This is a genomic window from Saliniramus fredricksonii (genome assembly GCF_900094735.1).
Taxonomy (GTDB): Bacteria; Pseudomonadota; Alphaproteobacteria; order Rhizobiales; family Beijerinckiaceae; genus Saliniramus; species Saliniramus fredricksonii.
Genome location: NZ_FMBM01000001.1, coordinates 907,181 through 924,031, shown reverse-complemented (window position 1 = coordinate 924,031; position 16,851 = coordinate 907,181). Strand labels below are relative to the sequence as shown.

Below are 16,851 nucleotides of genomic sequence, written 5' to 3'. Positions count from 1 at the left end.
GGCGCAATCGGCGTCACGCCGGCCTCAGCCGACCACCGCATCCACCGCGTCACCGAGGCGCTCGACGATGGCGTCGATATCGGCCTCGGTGACGATGAAGGGAGGGGCGAGGAGGACGTGATCGCCGTGGATGCCGTCGATGGTGCCGCCCATCGGATAGCAGATCAGGCCGCGCGCCATGGCCTCCTGCTTGATCTGCGCATGCACCTTGCGGGCCGGGTCGAAGGTCTCCTTCGAGGAGCGGTCGGCGACGAGCTCGATGGCCTGGAAAAGGCCGCGCCCGCGAATATCGCCCACATGGGGGTGATTGCCGAAACGCGCCTCGAGGCGTTGCGTCAGATATGTGCCCTGCTTGCGCACATTCTCCAGCAGATTGTCGCGGCGGATCACCTGTTGCACCGCGAGCGAGGCGGCGCAGGCGACCGGGTGGCCGAGATAGGTATGGCCGTGCTGGAACAGGCCGGAGCCCGAGGCGAAGGCGTCGATGATCTTCTCGTGCACCAGCACCCCGCCGATCGGCGCGTAACCGCCGCCCATGCCCTTGGCGATGGTCATCAGATCGGGGGTGACGCCCTCCTGCTCGCAGGCATGCAGCGTGCCGGTGCGGCCCATGCCGCACATCACCTCGTCGAGAATGAGCAGGATGCCGTGCCGGTCGCAGATCTCGCGCACGCGCCGGTAATAGCCTTCCGGCGCGGTGAGCGCTCCGGCAGTGGCGCCGCCCACCGTCTCGGCGATGAAGCCGATGATCGTCTCCGGCCCGAGCTCGGCGATCATCGCCTCCAGCTCCTGCGCCAGGCGCTCACCGTATTCCGCGTCGCTCTCGTCGGCGCGGCGGTCGCGATAGGCATAGGGCGGGGAGACGTGATGCGTCTTGACGAGGAGCGGCTCGAACTGGGCCCGGCGCCATTCGTTGCCGCCCACCGCGAGCGCGCCGAGCGTATTGCCGTGATAGCTCTGCTTGCGGGCGATGAATCGGGCGCGCTGCGGCTGGCCGATCTCGACGAAATATTGCCGCGCCATCTTCAGGGCCGCCTCGATCGCCTCGGAGCCACCCGAGACGAAATAGACATGCGACATCCCCTCCGGCGCATGCGCCACGAGATCATCGCCGAGCTGCTCCGCCACTTCCGTCGTGAAGAAGCCGGTATGGGCGTATTCGAGCTGCTCGAGCTGCTTGCGCATGGCGCTCAGCACGTCGGGATGCATGTGGCCGAGACAGGAGACCGCCGCGCCGCCGGAAGCGTCGATATAATCGCGGCCTTGCGTGTCGCGGATATGGATGCCGTGGCCGCTGGCGGCCCTGGGATAGGTGGCTTTCAGGCTGCGATGCAGGACGCTGGTCATGTCGGTCTCTCGATGATCTCACGCAGATCGTTGGATGCGGCTCGTATCAGTCTCGTCGCCCGCATCGCTGCAGGGTGCCTGCGCGTGGCTCGTGGCAGCATGGCATGCGCGTCGGCGATGGCCTGAGCATAATCCGACGGGCGCGCGGGTGCATGCGTGAAATCGCGCAGATCGCGCAGGCGCGCATGCACGCACGGTCCTCATGCGTGCCGCCATGGCTCACCAACCCGGAGATGTGCCTCGTGATCCGGACCCATGCTTGACAGCGCGCGGGAGATGATGGACGTAACGCTTGACAGTTTCGCCTTTGCAGCCCGTTCCAACCGCACGAGTTCAGTCTGCCCATGTTCGACAAGATTCTCATCGCCAATCGCGGCGAAATCGCCTGCCGGATCATCAAGACTGCGAAGCGGATGGGCATTGCGACCGTCGCGGTCTATTCCGATGCCGATCGCGACGCGCTGCATGTGGAGATGGCGGATGAGGCGGTGCATATCGGGCCGGCAGCCGCAGCCGAATCCTATCTCGTCATCGAGAAGATCATCGATGCCTGCAAGCAGACCGGCGCCCAGGCCGTACATCCCGGCTACGGCTTCCTCTCCGAGCGCGAGGCCTTCGCCGAGGCGCTGAAGGCGGCGGGCATCGTCTTCATCGGTCCCAATCCGCGCGCCATCGCCGCCATGGGCGACAAGATCGAATCGAAGAAGGCGGCAGCCACGGCCAATGTCTCGACGGTTCCCGGCTTTCTCGGGGTGATCGAGAGCCCCGAACACGCGGTGCAGATCGCCGACGAGATCGGCTATCCGGTAATGATCAAGGCCTCCGCCGGCGGCGGCGGCAAGGGCATGCGGATCGCCCATTCGGCGGACGAGGTGGCGGAAGGCTTCGCCCGCGCCAAATCGGAAGCCGCCTCCTCCTTCGGTGACGACCGGGTCTTCGTGGAAAAGTTCATCGTCGATCCGCGCCATATCGAGATCCAGGTGCTGGGCGACAAGCACGGCAATGCGATCTGGGTCTCGGAGCGCGAATGCTCGATCCAGCGCCGCAACCAGAAGGTCATCGAAGAGGCCCCGAGCCCGCTGCTCGACGAGGAAACCCGCCGCGAGATGGGCGAGCAGGCCGTCGCGCTCGCCAAAGCCGTGGATTACGATTCCGCCGGCACGGTCGAATTCGTCGTCGGCCAGGACAAGTCCTTCTTCTTTCTCGAGATGAATACCCGCCTGCAGGTGGAGCATCCGGTCACCGAGATGATCACCGGAATCGATCTCGTCGAGGAGATGATCCGCGTCGCCGCCGGCGAGAAGCTGCGTCATGCGCAGGAGGATATCCGGCTCGACGGCTGGTCGGTGGAAAGCCGCATCTATGCCGAGGATCCCACCCGCGGCTTCCTGCCCTCGACCGGTCGGCTCACGCTCTACCGCCCGCCGGCGGATTCCGGCATGGACGGTGTCAGCGTGCGCAATGATACCGGCGTCACCGAGGGCGGTGAGATCTCGATCTATTACGATCCGATGATCGCCAAGCTCGTCACCCACGCCCCCACCCGCGAACAGGCGATCGAGGCCCAGGCCCGCGCGCTCGATGCGTTTGCCATCGACGGCATCCGCCACAACATTCCCTTCCTCTCCGCCCTGATGGCGCATCCGCGCTGGCGCGAGGCACGGCTCTCGACAGGCTTCATCGCCGAGGAATTCCCGGACGGTTTCGCCTTGCCCGTGCCGGAGGGTGTCGTCGCGCTGCGCATCGCGGCGGTGGGTGCACAGATCGATCACCTGCTCAACGAGCGCAAGCGCCGCATCAGCGGCCAGATGCGCCCCGATGAGGCGGTGCGCTTCACCCGCGAACGCTCTGTCATGCTGGGCAGCGAACGCCACGACATCACGATCAGCGAGGCCGAAGGCCAGCTCGCCGTGGATTTCGCAGACGGTACCCGCATCCTCGTCGCCAGCGGCTGGAAGCCGGGTGATCCGGTCTGGGCCGGCACGATCGACGGCACGCCGGTGGCGATGCAGGTGCGCGCCCTCCTCAACGGCGTGCGGCTCTCGCATGCCGGCGCCTTTTCCGATGTGCGGGTCTATACCCGCCGCGAGGCCGATCTTGCCGCGATCATGCCGGAAAAGCGCGATGGCGGCGCCACCAAGCAGCTGCTCTGCCCGATGCCGGGGCTGGTGCGCTCGCTTCTCGTGAGCGAGGGCCAGGAGGTCAAGATCGGCGAGCCGCTGGTCATGGTCGAGGCGATGAAGATGGAGAACGTGCTGCGCGCCGAGCGCGAAGGCACGATCGCGAAGATCGTCGCGAAGGAAGGCGACAGCCTCGCCGTCGATGCGGTGATTCTGGAATTCGCCTGAGCATCCGGGGAGGTCGGCGGGTCTCGCAACCCGCCGCGCCGCGCCCGATATCCGGCGTCAGAGCGTCTCGACGCCCTTGATCTCGATCCCGAACCCGCCGAGGCCGACGAAGGCGCGTTTCGATGTCGAGAGATTGCGAATCGACTTCACGCCCAGATCACGCAGGATCTGGGCGCCGAGACCGACTTCGCGCCAGGTGCGCGTGCGCTCCGCCTCGGTGCCCGTCGTATCCTCCTTGAAGGAGGTCATCGGCACACCCGCCGTGCCCTCGCGCAGATAGACCACGACGCCGCGCCCTTCCTGCGCGATCCGCGCCAAAGCCGCATCGAGCCCCGCGCCACCCTGGAAGATATCCGTCACGACATTGGCGCGATGCAGCCGCGCGAGCACGTTATCGCCATCGCCCATCGCGCCGTGGACCAGTGCGAAATGCTGTACCTCGTCGAAGGGTGTGGCATAGGCATAAGCCGTCATCTCGCCATATCTGGTCTCGACCGGGAAACTGCCGAGCCGCTCGACGAGCTTCTCCCGCGCCTGCCGATAGGAAATCAGATCGGCCACGGAGACGCGCTTGAGGCCGTGTTTCTCGCCAAAGGCGGTGATCTGCTCGCCCTTCATCACGGTGCCGTCATCATTGGCGAGCTCGCAGATCACACCGACTTCCGGAAGGCCGGCGAGCCTGCACAGATCCACCGCCGCTTCGGTATGGCCGGAGCGCATCAGCACGCCGCCTTCCTTGGCGATCAGCGGGAAGACATGGCCGGGGCGCACGAAGTCACCGGCACCCATATTGCCGTTGGCGAGCGCGCGCACGGTGTTGCAGCGCTGCTCGGCGGAGATGCCGGTGGTCAACCCGTGACGGGTATCGACGGAAACGGTGAAGGCCGTGCCGAGCGGTGCATCATTGGAAGGCACCATCGGATCAAGGCGCAGCCGGCGGGCCTCGCTCTGGGTCAACGGTGCGCAGACGATGCCGCAGGTATGACGGATGATGAAGGCCATCTTCTCCGGCGTGCAATGCGTTGCCGCGACGATCAGATCGCCTTCGTTCTCGCGATCGTCGTCATCGGTGACGATGACGATCTCGCCGGCGGCAAAGGCTTCGATGGCTTCTGTGACGGATTGGGGCATGGTGGCTCACATTGGTATGGAGGAAGGGCGATCAGGAACCGCCTGCGGGCCAGGGGGCGCTTTTGCCAACCTGGCCCCTGTGTCTGAGATAGTGATCGGCGATGATGCAGGCCAGCATGGCCTCGCCGACGGGAACGGCGCGAATCCCCACACAGGGGTCGTGACGGCCCCTGGTGAGGATATCGGCCTCGGCATTGTCGCGCGTCACCGTGGCGCGCGGGGTCAGGATCGAGGAAGTCGGCTTCACGGCGAAGCGCGCCACCACCGGCTGGCCGGTGGAGATGCCGCCGAGAATGCCGCCCGCCTGGTTGCTGGTGAAGGTGGGCGCATCCCCGTTGCCGGGGCGCATTTCATCCGCGTTTTCCTCGCCGGTCAAAGCGGCTGCGGCGAAACCGGCGCCGATCTCGACGCCCTTGACCGCATTGATCGACATCAGCGCCGCGGCGATTTCGGTATCGAGCTTGCCATAGACCGGCGCACCCAGACCCGGCGGCACGCCCTCGGCCACGACCTCGATCACGGCTCCGACCGAGGAGCCGGATTTGCGGATGCCGTCGAGATAATCGGCGTAGAATGCGGCAGCCTGCGCATCGGGGCAGAAGAACGGGTTGCGCGCGATCTCGTCCCAGTCCCAGTTGCCGCGATCGATCGCATGCGGACCCATCTGCACCAGCGCACCGCGCACGCGCAGACCCGGCACGACCTTGCGGGCGATGGCACCGGCGGCAACCCGCGCCGCCGTCTCACGCGCCGAGGAGCGCCCGCCGCCGCGATAATCGCGCACGCCATACTTGATATCGTAAGGGTAGTCCGCGTGGCCGGGGCGATACTTGTCGCGGATATCGGAGTAATCCTTCGAGCGCTGATCGACATTCTCGATCATCAGCGCGATCGGCGTGCCGGTTGTTACCTGCTGCGGCATGCGCTCGTCCTGGAACACGCCGGAGAGAATGCGCACCTGATCCGGCTCGCGGCGCTGCGTGGTAAAGCGCGACTGGCCCGGCCGCCTGCGGTCGAGCTCGGCCTGGATTTCCGCGACGGTGAGCGGGATCTGCGGCGGACAGCCGTCAACCACGCAGCCGAGAGCCGGCCCGTGGCTCTCGCCGAAGGTGGTGACGCGAAACAGATGGCCGAAACTGTTATGGGACATGGACGGGCCCGATCATTGCGAAACGGGGTATTTAGAGCATGTTCTCCCGCGAAGAAACCGCTTTCGCGCAAACATCGCTCCCGCTGCCGGCAAACAGGCGCAATCCGATCATTCCGCAGGCGCGGAGAGGCCGGCCTGTCCGCGCGGCAGACCGAGCGTGAAGGCGAAACACGCAGTCAGCATGAGGGCGGAGCCGATCAGGCAGGCGTGGATTCCGCCATACTGGTAGAGCAGGCCCGAGAGCAGCGTGCCCATGAAGCGGCCCGCCGCATTCGCCGCATAATAGAACCCGACATCCTCCGCCGCCTTCTTCGAACCGGCATAGGCGAGGATCAGATAGGAATGCAGCGAGGAATTCACGGCAAAGGCGAAACCGAAGACGAGGAGACCCGTCACCAGGATCAGGTCGGGTCGCAGGTCGAGGCCGATCAGCGCCAGCGCGATCATGACGGGCAAACCCGCGAGCGCCACCGCCCAGATCCGCGCGGCACCGACCTCGCGGCTGAACCCGTCGGCGGAACGCGGCACGAGATGCGGCGCGAACGCCTGCACCGCGCCGTAACCGATCGTCCACACAGCCAGGAATCCACCAACCATGGTGAAGGTCCAGCCGGACGCATAGAGAAAGACGGGCAAGCCGACGACGAACCAGACGTCGCGCGCGCCAAACAGCATCACCCGCGCCGCCGCAAGCAGATTGATGGCGCGGCTCTTGCCGAAAAGCTCCCGGGCGCTCCCGCTCGCCTTCGCCTTGCCCATGAAGGCGGGAAGCGACAGGCTCACCGCGACGAGCACCAGGGCGAGTGCGCCGGCCATGGCGTAGAGCGCATGGCGGAAGCCCAGCGTCTCGAGCAGCAGGCCGCCGAGGAAGAAACCGAAACCCTTCATGGCGTTCTTGGAGCCGGTGAACCAGGCGACCCAGGCGAAGAGCCGACTCTCCCCCGCCTCACCGCGGGCCTCGGCCTCCGCCACCTTGATCGCGGATTTCGAGGCGGTCTTGGTCAGATCCTTGGCCACACCGCACACGCCCTGCGCCGCCACCACCCAGGCGACGGAGAGCACCACACTCCATTGCGGCGAGACGGCGGAGAGGATGAGAAAGCCGGTAATCTGCGTCACCAGCCCCACGCTGAGCATCCGCGTGATGCCGAATCGCGTGGCGAGCCAGCCGCCGACGAAATTCGCTACGACGCCGGCTGCTTCATAGAGCAGGAAGAGAAAGGCCAGGGTGAAGGGAGAATAGCCGAGGTTGAAGAAATGCAGCAGCACCAGCATGCGCAGGGCGCCGTCCGTCAGCGTGAAACTCCAGTAGGAGGCCGTGACGATGGCGTAGTTGCGGGTGCCCGTCTTCATGCTCAGATCCCGGCCTCACGCATCTTGCAGGCGAGATCGACCATGCGGCAGGAAAAGCCCATCTCGTTGTCGTACCAGGCATAGATCTTCAACAGCGTGCCGTCGGTGACCAGCGTGGACGGCCCGTCGATGATGCTGGAGCGGGTGTCACCGGCGAAATCGATCGAGACCAGCGGGCGTGCCTCGAAGCCGAGAATCCCCGCGAGCGGGCCGGAAGCGGCGATGGCGAACAGGTCGTTGATCTCCTCGGCGCTGGTCTCGCGCGCCATCTCGAAGACGCAATCGGTCAGCGAGGCATTGAGCACCGGAGCGCGCACGGCATGACCGTCGAGCTTGCCTTCGAGTTCGGGATAGATCAGCGCGATCGCAGTGGCCGAACCCGTCGTCGTCGGCTGCAACGAGAGCATGGCCGAGCGCGCGCGGCGCAGATCCTTGTGGACGCCGTCCACCACGAGATTGGTATTGGTGGGATCGTGGATCGTGGTGATCTGGCCGTGGCGGATGCCGATCGCCTCATGCACCACCTTCACCACCGGAGCGAGGCAGTTCGTCGTGCACGATGCCGCCGTGACGAGGCGGTGCTCGCCCGGATCATAGAGATGGTCGTTGATCCCCATCACCAGATTGAGCGCCGAGCCGTCCTTGACGGGAGCCGCGACCAGCACGCGTTTCGCGCCGCGCGCGAAATGGCCTTCCAGCGTCTCCCGCTTCAGGAACTTGCCGGTGGCCTCGATGACGAGATCGACGCCGAGATCGCCCCAGGGGATTTCTGCGGGCGCGGCATGGGCCGAGACGCCGATACGCTTGCCATCGATGCTGATGACGCCCTGCGCATCGTCTCCGGCGATTTCGGACCGCCAGCGGCCCTGCATCGAATCGAAGGCGATCAGATGCGCGAGCGTCTCCGCCCCGCCCTTGATCTCGTTGACATGGACGATGTCGAGCCGGTTGTCGCGGCGCGGATCGTCCTGCGGGCGCTCCGCCGCACCCAGGGCCGCGCGCAGAACCAGGCGCCCGATCCGCCCCATGCCGTTGATGCCCACGCGCATGATCGTCCCTCCGCTTGCCATCTCATGCTTCGCATAGGCTTTTTCGATATTCATGGAAAGAGCCTGCGCGTTCGATGACGCGTGCATGTGACATCCGGATGACAGCCGGAGTGCCGATGGTTGCTGATGGCGATGTGCATCCGCCCCTTCCGGCTTTCGGCGTTCACGCCGCTCGACAGGGCCCTGCGCAAGGCCGATGCTGCCTGAAACGGGGGGCTGTTTCATGAAGGTCTTCATCAGCGTCGATATCGAGGGCTGCGCCGGCATCACCCATTGGGACGAGGCGCGGCGCACGCATGCGGATTACGCGGAATTCCGCGAGATCATGACCAACGAGGCACTCGCCGCGATCCGGGGTGCCCGCGCGGCAGGCGCGACGGAGGTCGTCGTCAAGGACGCCCACGCCTCGGGCCGCAATCTGATCCTCGACCGGCTGCCCCCCGATATCCGCATCGTACGTGCCTGGGCCGGCCATCCGCTGTGCATGGTGCAGGGGCTCGATGAAAGCTTCGATGCGCTGATGATGATCGGCTATCACGCAGCGGCGGGATCGGAAGCGAATGCGCTCGCCCATACACTCTCCCTCGCTGCCGCCGAAATCCGCCTGGATGGGCGGCGCGCCTCGGAATTCCTGATCCACGCGCTCGCAGGCGCCATGCTCGGCGTGCCGACGGTCTTCGTCAGCGGGGATGCCGGGCTGATGGCGGAGATCGCGGACGTGGCGCCGCAAGTGGGGCGTTGCGCGGTCAAGCAGGGTTACGGCCAGTCAACCCTGTCGATGACCCCCGCCGGCGCCTGCGCGGCGATCGAGGCCGGCGCGGCGCAGGCGCTTTCGCGGAGCGGGGAGAGGCAGCTTCTCGCCGTGCCGCAATCGCCGGTGCTCGAGATTACCTATAATGACCCGCTGCTGGCCGAACGCCATCGCTGGTATCCCGGTGCCGAACATCTCGGCGACCGCACCATCCGCCTCCCTGCGCAGGATTATTTCGAGATCCTGCGTGCCCTGAATTACCTCACCTGATACGGCGTGATGGCGGTCGCACCGAGCACGACCCATCCTCTGCGCGGTATTCTCGCGATGGTCGCCGGTACGGCGCTCTTCGCCTGTGGCGACGTTTTCGCCAAGATGCTGACCCCCGAACTGCCGCCCCTGATGATCGCCTGGATGCGCTACATTGTCTTCGCAGTGCTGATTCTGGGCTTTCTGCTCGCGACCCGAGGCGTGCAGGGCTTCGCCTCGCGGCGCCCCGGTCTGCAGATCGTCCGCGGACTGGGCATGCTCGGCTCTGCGGTCTTCTTCATGAGCGGCATCGTGTTTCTGCCGGTGGCCGATGCGACGGCGATCTTCTTCATCCTGCCGATCCTGCTGACGGCTTTTGCCGTCGTCTTCCTGCATGAAGTGGTCGGCTGGCGACGCTGGGCTGCGGCCGTCATCGGCTTTTGCGGGGTACTGATCGTGATGCGCCCGGGCACCGACGCCTTCCGGATCGCATCGCTCTTCCCCGTGCTGGCGGCAACCTCCTGGGCCATCGCGGGGACGATCACGCGCTATGTCAGCGCGCGCGACGCACCGGTGACGACGCTCGCCTGGTCGGCCCTGGTGGGTTTCGTCATCGCCAGCTTCGCCGTACCGTTCTTCTGGGTCGCGCCACAGGCAGACCAGCTCTGGGTTGCGCTGGCGATGGGGCTCGTCTCCAGCGCCGGTCACGGCCTCGTGGTCCTCGCCCTACGCGATGCCAGCGCATCGCTGGTCGCACCTTATGCCTATGGCCAGATCGTCTGGGCCGGCGCACTCGCCTTCATCGCCTTCGGCACGCTCCCGGATCGTTATACGATCCTGGGCGCCTGCGTGATCGCCGGTGCGGGGATCTACATCAGCTACCGCGAGCGACGCGGCGGCCAGGCTGGCGCGTGAATCGAGCCTGACGCAACGACACTTGATCGCGCAAGGTCATGAGCCGGCTCCTGACCAGAGCGTCACGCATGGCAGGCTGTCATGCAACTGTCATCCAAAGCCGCTATCAACGCCGTCATCCAACACCTAGGGGAGAATTATGAAAGCACTTGCAACCCTGACCGCGCTCGCCGCGCTCGCCGTCGCCTTTCCCGCCCAGGCCGAATTCCAGCTCGGCAGCCGCTATGTCGACAATGACGGCGATCTCATCGCCGACATTCCGGAAGATTCTGCGGACTGGATTGATCCGGACACGCTGATCTTCGCCTATACGCCGGTCGAAGATCCGGCTGTCTATGCCGAAGTCTGGCAGGGCTTTCTCGATCACATGGCCGAAGTGACGGGCAAGAACGTCCAGTTCTTCCCGGTCCAGTCGAACGCCGCCCAGATCGAGGCCATGCGCGCCGGTCGCCTGCACGTTGCCGGCTTCAACACCGGCTCGAACCCGCTGGCCGTGGCCTGCGCCGGTTTCCGTCCCTTCGCCATGATGGCGGCTGAAGACGGCTCCTTCGGTTACGAGATGGAAATCATCACCTATCCGGACTCCGGCATCGAGGAAGTCGAGGACATTCGGGGCGAGACGCTCGCCTTCACCTCGGAGACCTCCAATTCGGGCTTCAAGGCTCCCTCCGCCATCCTCATGGCCGAGTTCGGCATGGAAGCCGGCACCGATTTCGAGCCGACCTTCTCGGGTGCGCATGACAGCTCGATCCTCGGCGTCGCCAACAAGGACTACATCGCCGCTTCGATCGCCAATTCGGTCAAGGGCCGGATGATCGACCGCGACGTCGTCAGCGAAGACCAGCTCGTGACGATCTATCAGTCGCAGACCTTCCCGACCACGGGTTACGGCACGGTCTACAACCTGGCCCCGGATCTGCAGGAAAAGATCCAGGAAGCCTTCTTCAGCTTCGAGTGGGAAGGCTCTGCTCTGGCCGAGGAATTCGGTCGTAACGGTGAGGACCAGTTCATTCCGATCACGTTCCAGGAAGACTGGGCGGTGATCCGCACCATTGATGAAGCCAACGGCGTCGTCTACGAATGTAACTGAACCTTTCGTTGCAAGAACCAGCATGGGCGGCAGGTTGTCGCCCATGCCTCTTTTTTGGAAAGATGCCGCCATGCTGCACCTCGAAGGCTTGACGAAGACCTACAAAACGGGCGACGCCGCGCTCAGCGACGTGACACTGACCATCCCCAAGGGCCAGATCATGGGTCTCATCGGACCTTCGGGCGCGGGCAAATCCACCATGATCCGGTGCATCAACCGGCTGGTAGAGCCGAGCGCCGGTCAGGTCGTGCTCAGTGATGTCGATCTGGTGCGGCTCGGCAAGTCCGAACTGCGCCGGCAACGCCGCCGCATCGGCATGATCTTCCAGGAATATTCGCTGGTCGAGCGCCTGACCGTGATGGAAAACGTGCTTTCGGGACGGCTCGGCTACGTTCCGTTCTGGCGCAGCTTCCTGCGGAAATATCCGCCTTCCGACATCCAGCTCGCCTATCGCCTGCTCGACCGTGTCGGTCTGATGGACCAGGCCGACAAGCGGGCCGACGCGCTCTCCGGCGGTCAGCGCCAGCGCGTGGGTATCGCGCGTGCGCTCGCCCAGGAGCCGGAGCTCTTGCTCGTCGATGAACCGACCGCAAGCCTCGATCCCAAGACGTCGCGCCAGATCATGCGGCTTCTCATCGAGATCTGCGCCGAGCGCGGCCTTCCGGCCATCATCAATATTCACGACGTGCCGCTGGCGCAGCAATTCATGCAGCGAATCGTCGGCCTGCGCGCCGGGCGCGTCGTCTTCGACGGGCCGCCAGAGCAACTCAATGAAGCCGCCCTGACCGAAATCTACGGCGCAGAGGACTGGAACGCCATGCGTCGTGGTGACGAGGAGCAGGCGGATGCCGAGGCCGACGCCAAACGGCGTCTGGAGGCGATTGCGGTATGAGCACCACCTATCCGACAACCTGGCGCCGTCCGCCACAGATCATCAAGGACCGCACCTGGCGCATCGGTCTGCAGATCGCCATTCTGGTCTATCTTGTCCTCGCCATCGGCACGCTTGAGGTCAACTGGGAGCGTGTGATCGTCGGGCTGGAGCGCGGCCAGCGCTTCATCATGGGCTTTCTGCAGCCCGATTTCACCAGCCGCTGGAACGATATCTATCGGGGGCTGATCGAAAGCCTGACGATGACGCTCACCTCGACAGTGATCGGCGTGATCCTCTCGATCCCTGTCGGCATCGGCGCGGCGCGCAACCTGGCACCGGCGCCGGTCTATTATGTCTGCCGAACAATCATCGCGGTGAGCCGCTCGCTGCAGGAGGTGATCATCGCGATCTTCCTCGTGGCGATGTTCGGTTTCGGCCCCTTTGCCGGGTTCCTGACGCTGTCCTTCGCGACGATCGGCTTCATCGCGAAACTGCTCGCGGATGATATCGAGGAGATCGACGAGACCCAGGCCGAGGCGGTGCGTTCGACCGGAGCCTCCTGGCTGCAACTGATCAACTACGCCATCCAGCCGCAGGTCATGCCACGGCTGATCGGCCTGTCGCTCTACCGGCTCGACATCAATTTTCGCGAGAGCGCGGTGATCGGCATCGTCGGTGCCGGCGGCATCGGGGCGACTCTCAACACCGCGATGGACCGCTACGAATATGACAGCGCCGGCGCAATCCTCCTGATCATCATCGGTATCGTCATGATCGCCGAATACGGCTCCAGCTATCTTCGAAAGTTTCTGCAATGAGCGAGATCACGCATTACAAGGAGGTCTGGAGCCATCGCACGCCGCGCACACGGCTGTTCATGTGGATGGGCTGGCTCGGGCTCGTGGCTCTGTTCGTCTGGTGCTGGCAGTTGATGACGAAGAACACGATCTGGGCCTTCGTCCAGGACGCGCCCCGGCAGGCATCGGATATCGGCAGCCGCATGTGGCCACCGCGCCTGTCCTATCTGCCGGAACTGATGCAGCCCCTGTGGGATACGATCAACATCGCCACGATCGGCACGATCGGCGGCGTGATCATGGCGGTGCCGATCGCCTTCATGGCCGCGCGAAACACCACGCCCTCCGCCACCATCCTGCGTCCGATCGCCCTGTTCATCATCGTGGCATCGCGTTCGATCAATGCGCTGATCTGGGCGCTGCTGCTGGTTGCGATCATCGGTCCGGGATTGCTGGCGGGTATCATCGCGATCGCCCTGCGCTCCATCGGCTTCGTCGGCAAGCTTCTCTATGAGGCGATCGAGGAGACCGATGTTCGCCAGGTCGAGGCGATCGCAGCGACCGGGGCGAGCGAGGCGCAGATCCTGAATTACGGAATCGTGCCGCAGGTCATGCCGGCCTTCTGGGGGATTTCGGTGTTTCGCTGGGATATCAACATCCGCGAGAGCACCATTCTCGGGCTTGTCGGCGCCGGCGGTATCGGGCTCAAGCTGCAGTCTTCCCTCAACGTGCTGGCATGGCCGCAGGTGACGGTGATCCTGCTGCTGATCCTTGCCACGGTCGTCTTCTCGGAATGGGTCTCGGCCAAGGTACGCCACGCGATCATCTGACGTGTCGGTACCAACCCGACGGACGAAAGCGCATCGCTGTTGCGAAAATCCTGAGGGGCACGCCCCTCAGAATGCCTCCTCCCATGTGCGTGAGAGCCGCACGGCGGAATTGATCAGGCCAACCATGGAATAGGTCTGCGGGAAATTGCCCCAGAGCGCGCCGGTTTCGAAATCGGCATCTTCCGAGAGCAACCCGAAGGAATTGCGCAGCTTCAGCACTTCCTCGAACATGGCGCGCGCCTCGTCACAGCGCCCGATCGCCCAGAGGGCATCGACGAACCAGAAAGAGCAGATCAGGAAGCCCGTCTCCATCCGGCCGAAATCATCGGCGACGGCATAGCGCTTGACCAGATGCCCCCGGCGCAATTGCCGGTCGATGGCCTCCACGGTCATGATGAAGCGCTCGTCGCTGCAGGCGACGAAGCCGAGCTCGGCCAGAAGCAGCAATGTCGCATCGAGATCCTCACCCTCGAAGGTCGAGACGAAATGGCCTTTCCGCGGGTTCCAGATGCGCTCGCAGATGGCAGCGTGCATCAGATCTGCGTGGTTGCGCCAGTGCTCGGCGCGCTCATGCAACCCGATATGAGTGGCAATGCGTGCGAGCCGGTCGCAGGCGGCCCAGCACATCACGGCGGAGAAGGTGTGTATCGCCGCCATGGTGCGCAATTCCCACGGCCCTGCATCGGGCGTGTCATAGACCGCGACCGCCTTGGCGCCGAGCTTCTCCAGCTGCTCGAACAGGTGATGCATGCCGGCGCGATGCAGGCGCTTGTCGAAGAAAAGATGCGTGGAAGCGAGCACGACGCTGCCATAGACGTCGTTCTGGATCTGCGTATAGGCGGCATTGCCGTAGCGCACAGGTCCCATGCCGCGATAGCCGGGCAAGGCGGATGCCGCATGTTCCTCCAGCTTGCTCTCGCGGGTGATGCCGAAGAGCGGGGCGAGTTTCTCATCCTCCGAATCATCGACGATATTGGCGATGAAGGCGAGGAAGCCCTCCATGGTGCGGGTGGTGCCGAGCCGGTTGAGGGCATGGACGACGAAATACGCGTCGCGCAGCCAGCAATAGCGGTAATCCCAGTTGCGCTGGGTATGCGGTGCTTCCGGGATCGAGGTGGTGAGCGCGGCGACGATGCCGCCGGTCTCCTCGAAATTGCACAGTTTCAGGGTGATCGCCGCGCGGATCACGTCCTCCTGCCATTCGAACGGGATCGAGAGCGAGCGAACCCAGTTCGCCCAGTAATCCGTCGTGCGTTCGAAGAAATCGCGCGCCGTGGCATCGACGGAACTGCGCAGAGGCTCGTCCGGGCCGAAGATCAGGGAAATGCGCGATTCGAGCACGAAGGGGCGCTCCTCCGCCACATAGGCGATCGGCGCGTCAGTGGTCAGCCGCAGCGCCTGGCCGGGGCCGACGAAGCGCATGTGATTGGAGCCGCGCGTGATCTCGGGGGCGCGCGCGCCCCATTCGAACATCGGGCGCAGCCGGATGCGGATGCGCGGGCGCCCTGCGATGGGGCGCACCCGGCGCACCATGCCGGGCTGGCGGAAGGTGCGGTCGTAATGGATGAAGCGCGGCGCGAAATCGGTGATCTCGACGGCATTGCCGTCATCGTCATGGAGCGTCGAGATCAGGATGGCGGTGTTGCCGAGATAATGCTGCTCGCATCGCGTCATGCCTTCCAGCTCGACGGCGAAAACGCCACGCTTCGCATGCTTTCCATTGCCGACTTCCTCCCCGTCCAGCAGGGCGCAGAAGACGGGATCGCCATCGATGCGGGGAAAGCATCCCCAGACGATCTGGGCGCGCCGGTCAATCAGCGCGGCACTCATGCAATTGCCGATCACGGCGAGATCGAGCGAGCTCATGGGCTGGCCCTCCGGTTGGCGCGATTCGTGATCTTGCTGATACTACCTGGATCACACGAACAAATCCTCAATGGCGTCGCAGCCGGAGCATCATTGCGTCAGATGGATACCGGCTCACGGTTTGAAAGACGCACCTGAACGGCAATCAAGAGCGCAGCTCGAGCATGCTGCAGACCCTTCACCCCATCCCGCCCATACGGATTGCCGAGAAAAGCGCCATCTGGGCAGGGCCGTACGGATTGCGGTACGCTGCGCTCTTGCGTATCGCTTGATGGAAACGGGCACCCGCCCGCGCTTGCTGATCCGGAGGTCGCCATGCCGCATGATTTAGCCATTCTCGACGCGCTGCGCGCCGTCACCACCGCGACGCTGACCACCGTCCTCCTGAAGAAGGGTCTGCGGCGCTCCTGGATGCGGGGCCCCAGACCGCTCTATCATGCGCATGAACGCCTCGTCGGCCCCGCCTTCACCCTGCGTTTCGTGCCCATGCGCGAGGATCTCGCCACGCCCGAATCCTGGTCCTCGCCGCGCTCCACCCGCGCCGCGATCGAAGACATGCCGGAAGGGGCCGTCGCCATCGTCGATGCGATGGGAATCGACGATGCCGGCATCTTCGGTGACATCCTGTGCGCGCGCATGCACAAGCGCGGCGTCGCCGGGCTGATCACTGATGGTGTGGTGCGTGACGGGGCCGGTGTTTCCGATACCGGCCTGCCGGTCTGGGCGAGCGGCGTTGCGGCGCCGGCCTCGGTGGCGGGGCTGACCTTCGTCGGCTGGCAGGAACCGATCGGCTGCGGCGGCGTGGCGGTGTTCCCCGATGATCTGATCGTCGCCGATTCGGACGGCGCCGTGGTGATACCCGCCGCCATGGTCGAGGAGGTCACCCATGCCGCTGTCGAGCAGGAGCGGCTCGAAATGTGGATCATGCGCGAGGTCGAACGCGGCGTGGCGCTTCCCGGCCTGTACCCGCCCAACGAGGAGACCAGGGCCCGCTACGAGGCGCAGAAGGACGGTCTGTGAGCCCGTATCCGACCTTGTGCCTGCTTGTCTCGCAGGCGCGAAAAGGTTAGGACCACGCGTCCTTCACATTTGACCCCGTCT

At 64.9% G+C, this 16,851-nt stretch carries 14 protein-coding genes; 8 read left to right on the top strand and 6 right to left on the bottom strand.

The genetic code is table 11. The features are described from left to right. Nucleotides 1-24: 24 nt before the first annotated feature. Entirely contained in the window at nucleotides 25-1,347 is a 1,323-nt protein-coding gene (locus GA0071312_RS04160; protein ID WP_074443723.1) for an aspartate aminotransferase family protein, read from the bottom strand. A gap of 344 nt (nucleotides 1,348-1,691) precedes the next feature. On the opposite strand from GA0071312_RS04160, the gene GA0071312_RS04150 reads away from it, so the two are divergent. After that, a complete protein-coding gene (locus GA0071312_RS04150) occupies nucleotides 1,692-3,695 on the top strand; it encodes an acetyl-CoA carboxylase biotin carboxylase subunit (protein WP_074443721.1) in 2,004 nt (667 codons plus the stop codon). A 57-nt stretch (nucleotides 3,696-3,752) separates the two neighbouring features. On the opposite strand, the gene ribB is transcribed toward GA0071312_RS04150, so the two are convergent. The 4 genes from ribB to GA0071312_RS04130 form a co-directional block, all read right to left on the bottom strand. Further along, nucleotides 3,753-4,826 (bottom strand): 3,4-dihydroxy-2-butanone-4-phosphate synthase, encoded by a 1,074-nt coding sequence (gene ribB / locus GA0071312_RS04145; protein ID WP_074443720.1) that lies wholly within the window; start codon nucleotides 4,824-4,826, stop codon nucleotides 3,753-3,755. Between the two features lie 31 nt (nucleotides 4,827-4,857). Continuing rightward, on the bottom strand, nucleotides 4,858-5,976 hold the full coding sequence (gene aroC / locus GA0071312_RS04140; protein ID WP_074443719.1) for a chorismate synthase: 1,119 nt from the start codon (nucleotides 5,974-5,976) through the stop codon (nucleotides 4,858-4,860). A gap of 108 nt (nucleotides 5,977-6,084) precedes the next feature. Continuing rightward, nucleotides 6,085-7,329, bottom strand: coding sequence for an organoarsenical effux MFS transporter ArsJ (gene arsJ, locus GA0071312_RS04135; RefSeq protein ID WP_074443718.1), 1,245 nt, complete (start codon nucleotides 7,327-7,329; stop codon nucleotides 6,085-6,087). Between the two features lie 2 nt (nucleotides 7,330-7,331). Continuing rightward, entirely contained in the window at nucleotides 7,332-8,378 is a 1,047-nt protein-coding gene (locus GA0071312_RS04130) for an ArsJ-associated glyceraldehyde-3-phosphate dehydrogenase (RefSeq protein WP_074444208.1), read from the bottom strand. Between the two features lie 223 nt (nucleotides 8,379-8,601). On the opposite strand from GA0071312_RS04130, the gene GA0071312_RS04125 reads away from it, so the two are divergent. From GA0071312_RS04125 to phnE (GA0071312_RS04100), 6 genes are all read left to right on the top strand, one after another. After that, on the top strand, nucleotides 8,602-9,399 hold the full coding sequence (locus GA0071312_RS04125; protein ID WP_074443717.1) for a M55 family metallopeptidase: 798 nt from the start codon (nucleotides 8,602-8,604) through the stop codon (nucleotides 9,397-9,399). 9 nt (nucleotides 9,400-9,408) lie between these two features. Continuing rightward, nucleotides 9,409-10,293, top strand: a complete 885-nt coding sequence (locus tag GA0071312_RS04120; protein WP_074443716.1) for a DMT family transporter — start codon at nucleotides 9,409-9,411, stop codon at nucleotides 10,291-10,293. A gap of 139 nt (nucleotides 10,294-10,432) precedes the next feature. Continuing rightward, nucleotides 10,433-11,383 carry a phosphate/phosphite/phosphonate ABC transporter substrate-binding protein gene (gene phnD, locus GA0071312_RS04115; protein WP_074443715.1) on the top strand — a complete coding sequence of 317 codons (951 nt, stop codon included), beginning with the start codon at nucleotides 10,433-10,435 and terminating at the stop codon, nucleotides 11,381-11,383. A 70-nt stretch (nucleotides 11,384-11,453) separates the two neighbouring features. After that, nucleotides 11,454-12,275: a phosphonate ABC transporter ATP-binding protein gene (gene phnC / locus GA0071312_RS04110; RefSeq protein ID WP_074443714.1), complete on the top strand. Its 822-nt coding sequence runs from the start codon at nucleotides 11,454-11,456 to the stop codon at nucleotides 12,273-12,275. Continuing rightward, nucleotides 12,272-13,075, top strand: coding sequence for a phosphonate ABC transporter, permease protein PhnE (gene phnE / locus GA0071312_RS04105; RefSeq protein WP_074443713.1), 804 nt, complete (start codon nucleotides 12,272-12,274; stop codon nucleotides 13,073-13,075). The genes phnC and phnE (GA0071312_RS04105) overlap by 4 nt, the downstream gene beginning before the upstream one ends. Beyond that, nucleotides 13,072-13,884, top strand: a complete 813-nt coding sequence (gene phnE, locus GA0071312_RS04100) for a phosphonate ABC transporter, permease protein PhnE (RefSeq protein ID WP_074443712.1) — start codon at nucleotides 13,072-13,074, stop codon at nucleotides 13,882-13,884. Before phnE (GA0071312_RS04105) ends, phnE (GA0071312_RS04100) begins: the two co-directional genes overlap by 4 nt. A 66-nt stretch (nucleotides 13,885-13,950) precedes the next feature. Here phnE (GA0071312_RS04100) and GA0071312_RS04095 read toward each other — a convergent pair whose 3' ends face one another. Continuing rightward, entirely contained in the window at nucleotides 13,951-15,750 is a 1,800-nt protein-coding gene (locus GA0071312_RS04095; RefSeq protein ID WP_074443711.1) for a glycoside hydrolase family 15 protein, read from the bottom strand. Between the two features lie 315 nt (nucleotides 15,751-16,065). Here GA0071312_RS04095 and GA0071312_RS04090 point away from each other — a divergent pair, with 315 nt between their 5' ends. Next, complete coding sequence (locus tag GA0071312_RS04090) at nucleotides 16,066-16,770, top strand: ribonuclease activity regulator RraA (RefSeq protein WP_074443710.1); 705 nt, start codon at nucleotides 16,066-16,068, stop codon at nucleotides 16,768-16,770. Nucleotides 16,771-16,851 lie beyond the last annotated feature (81 nt).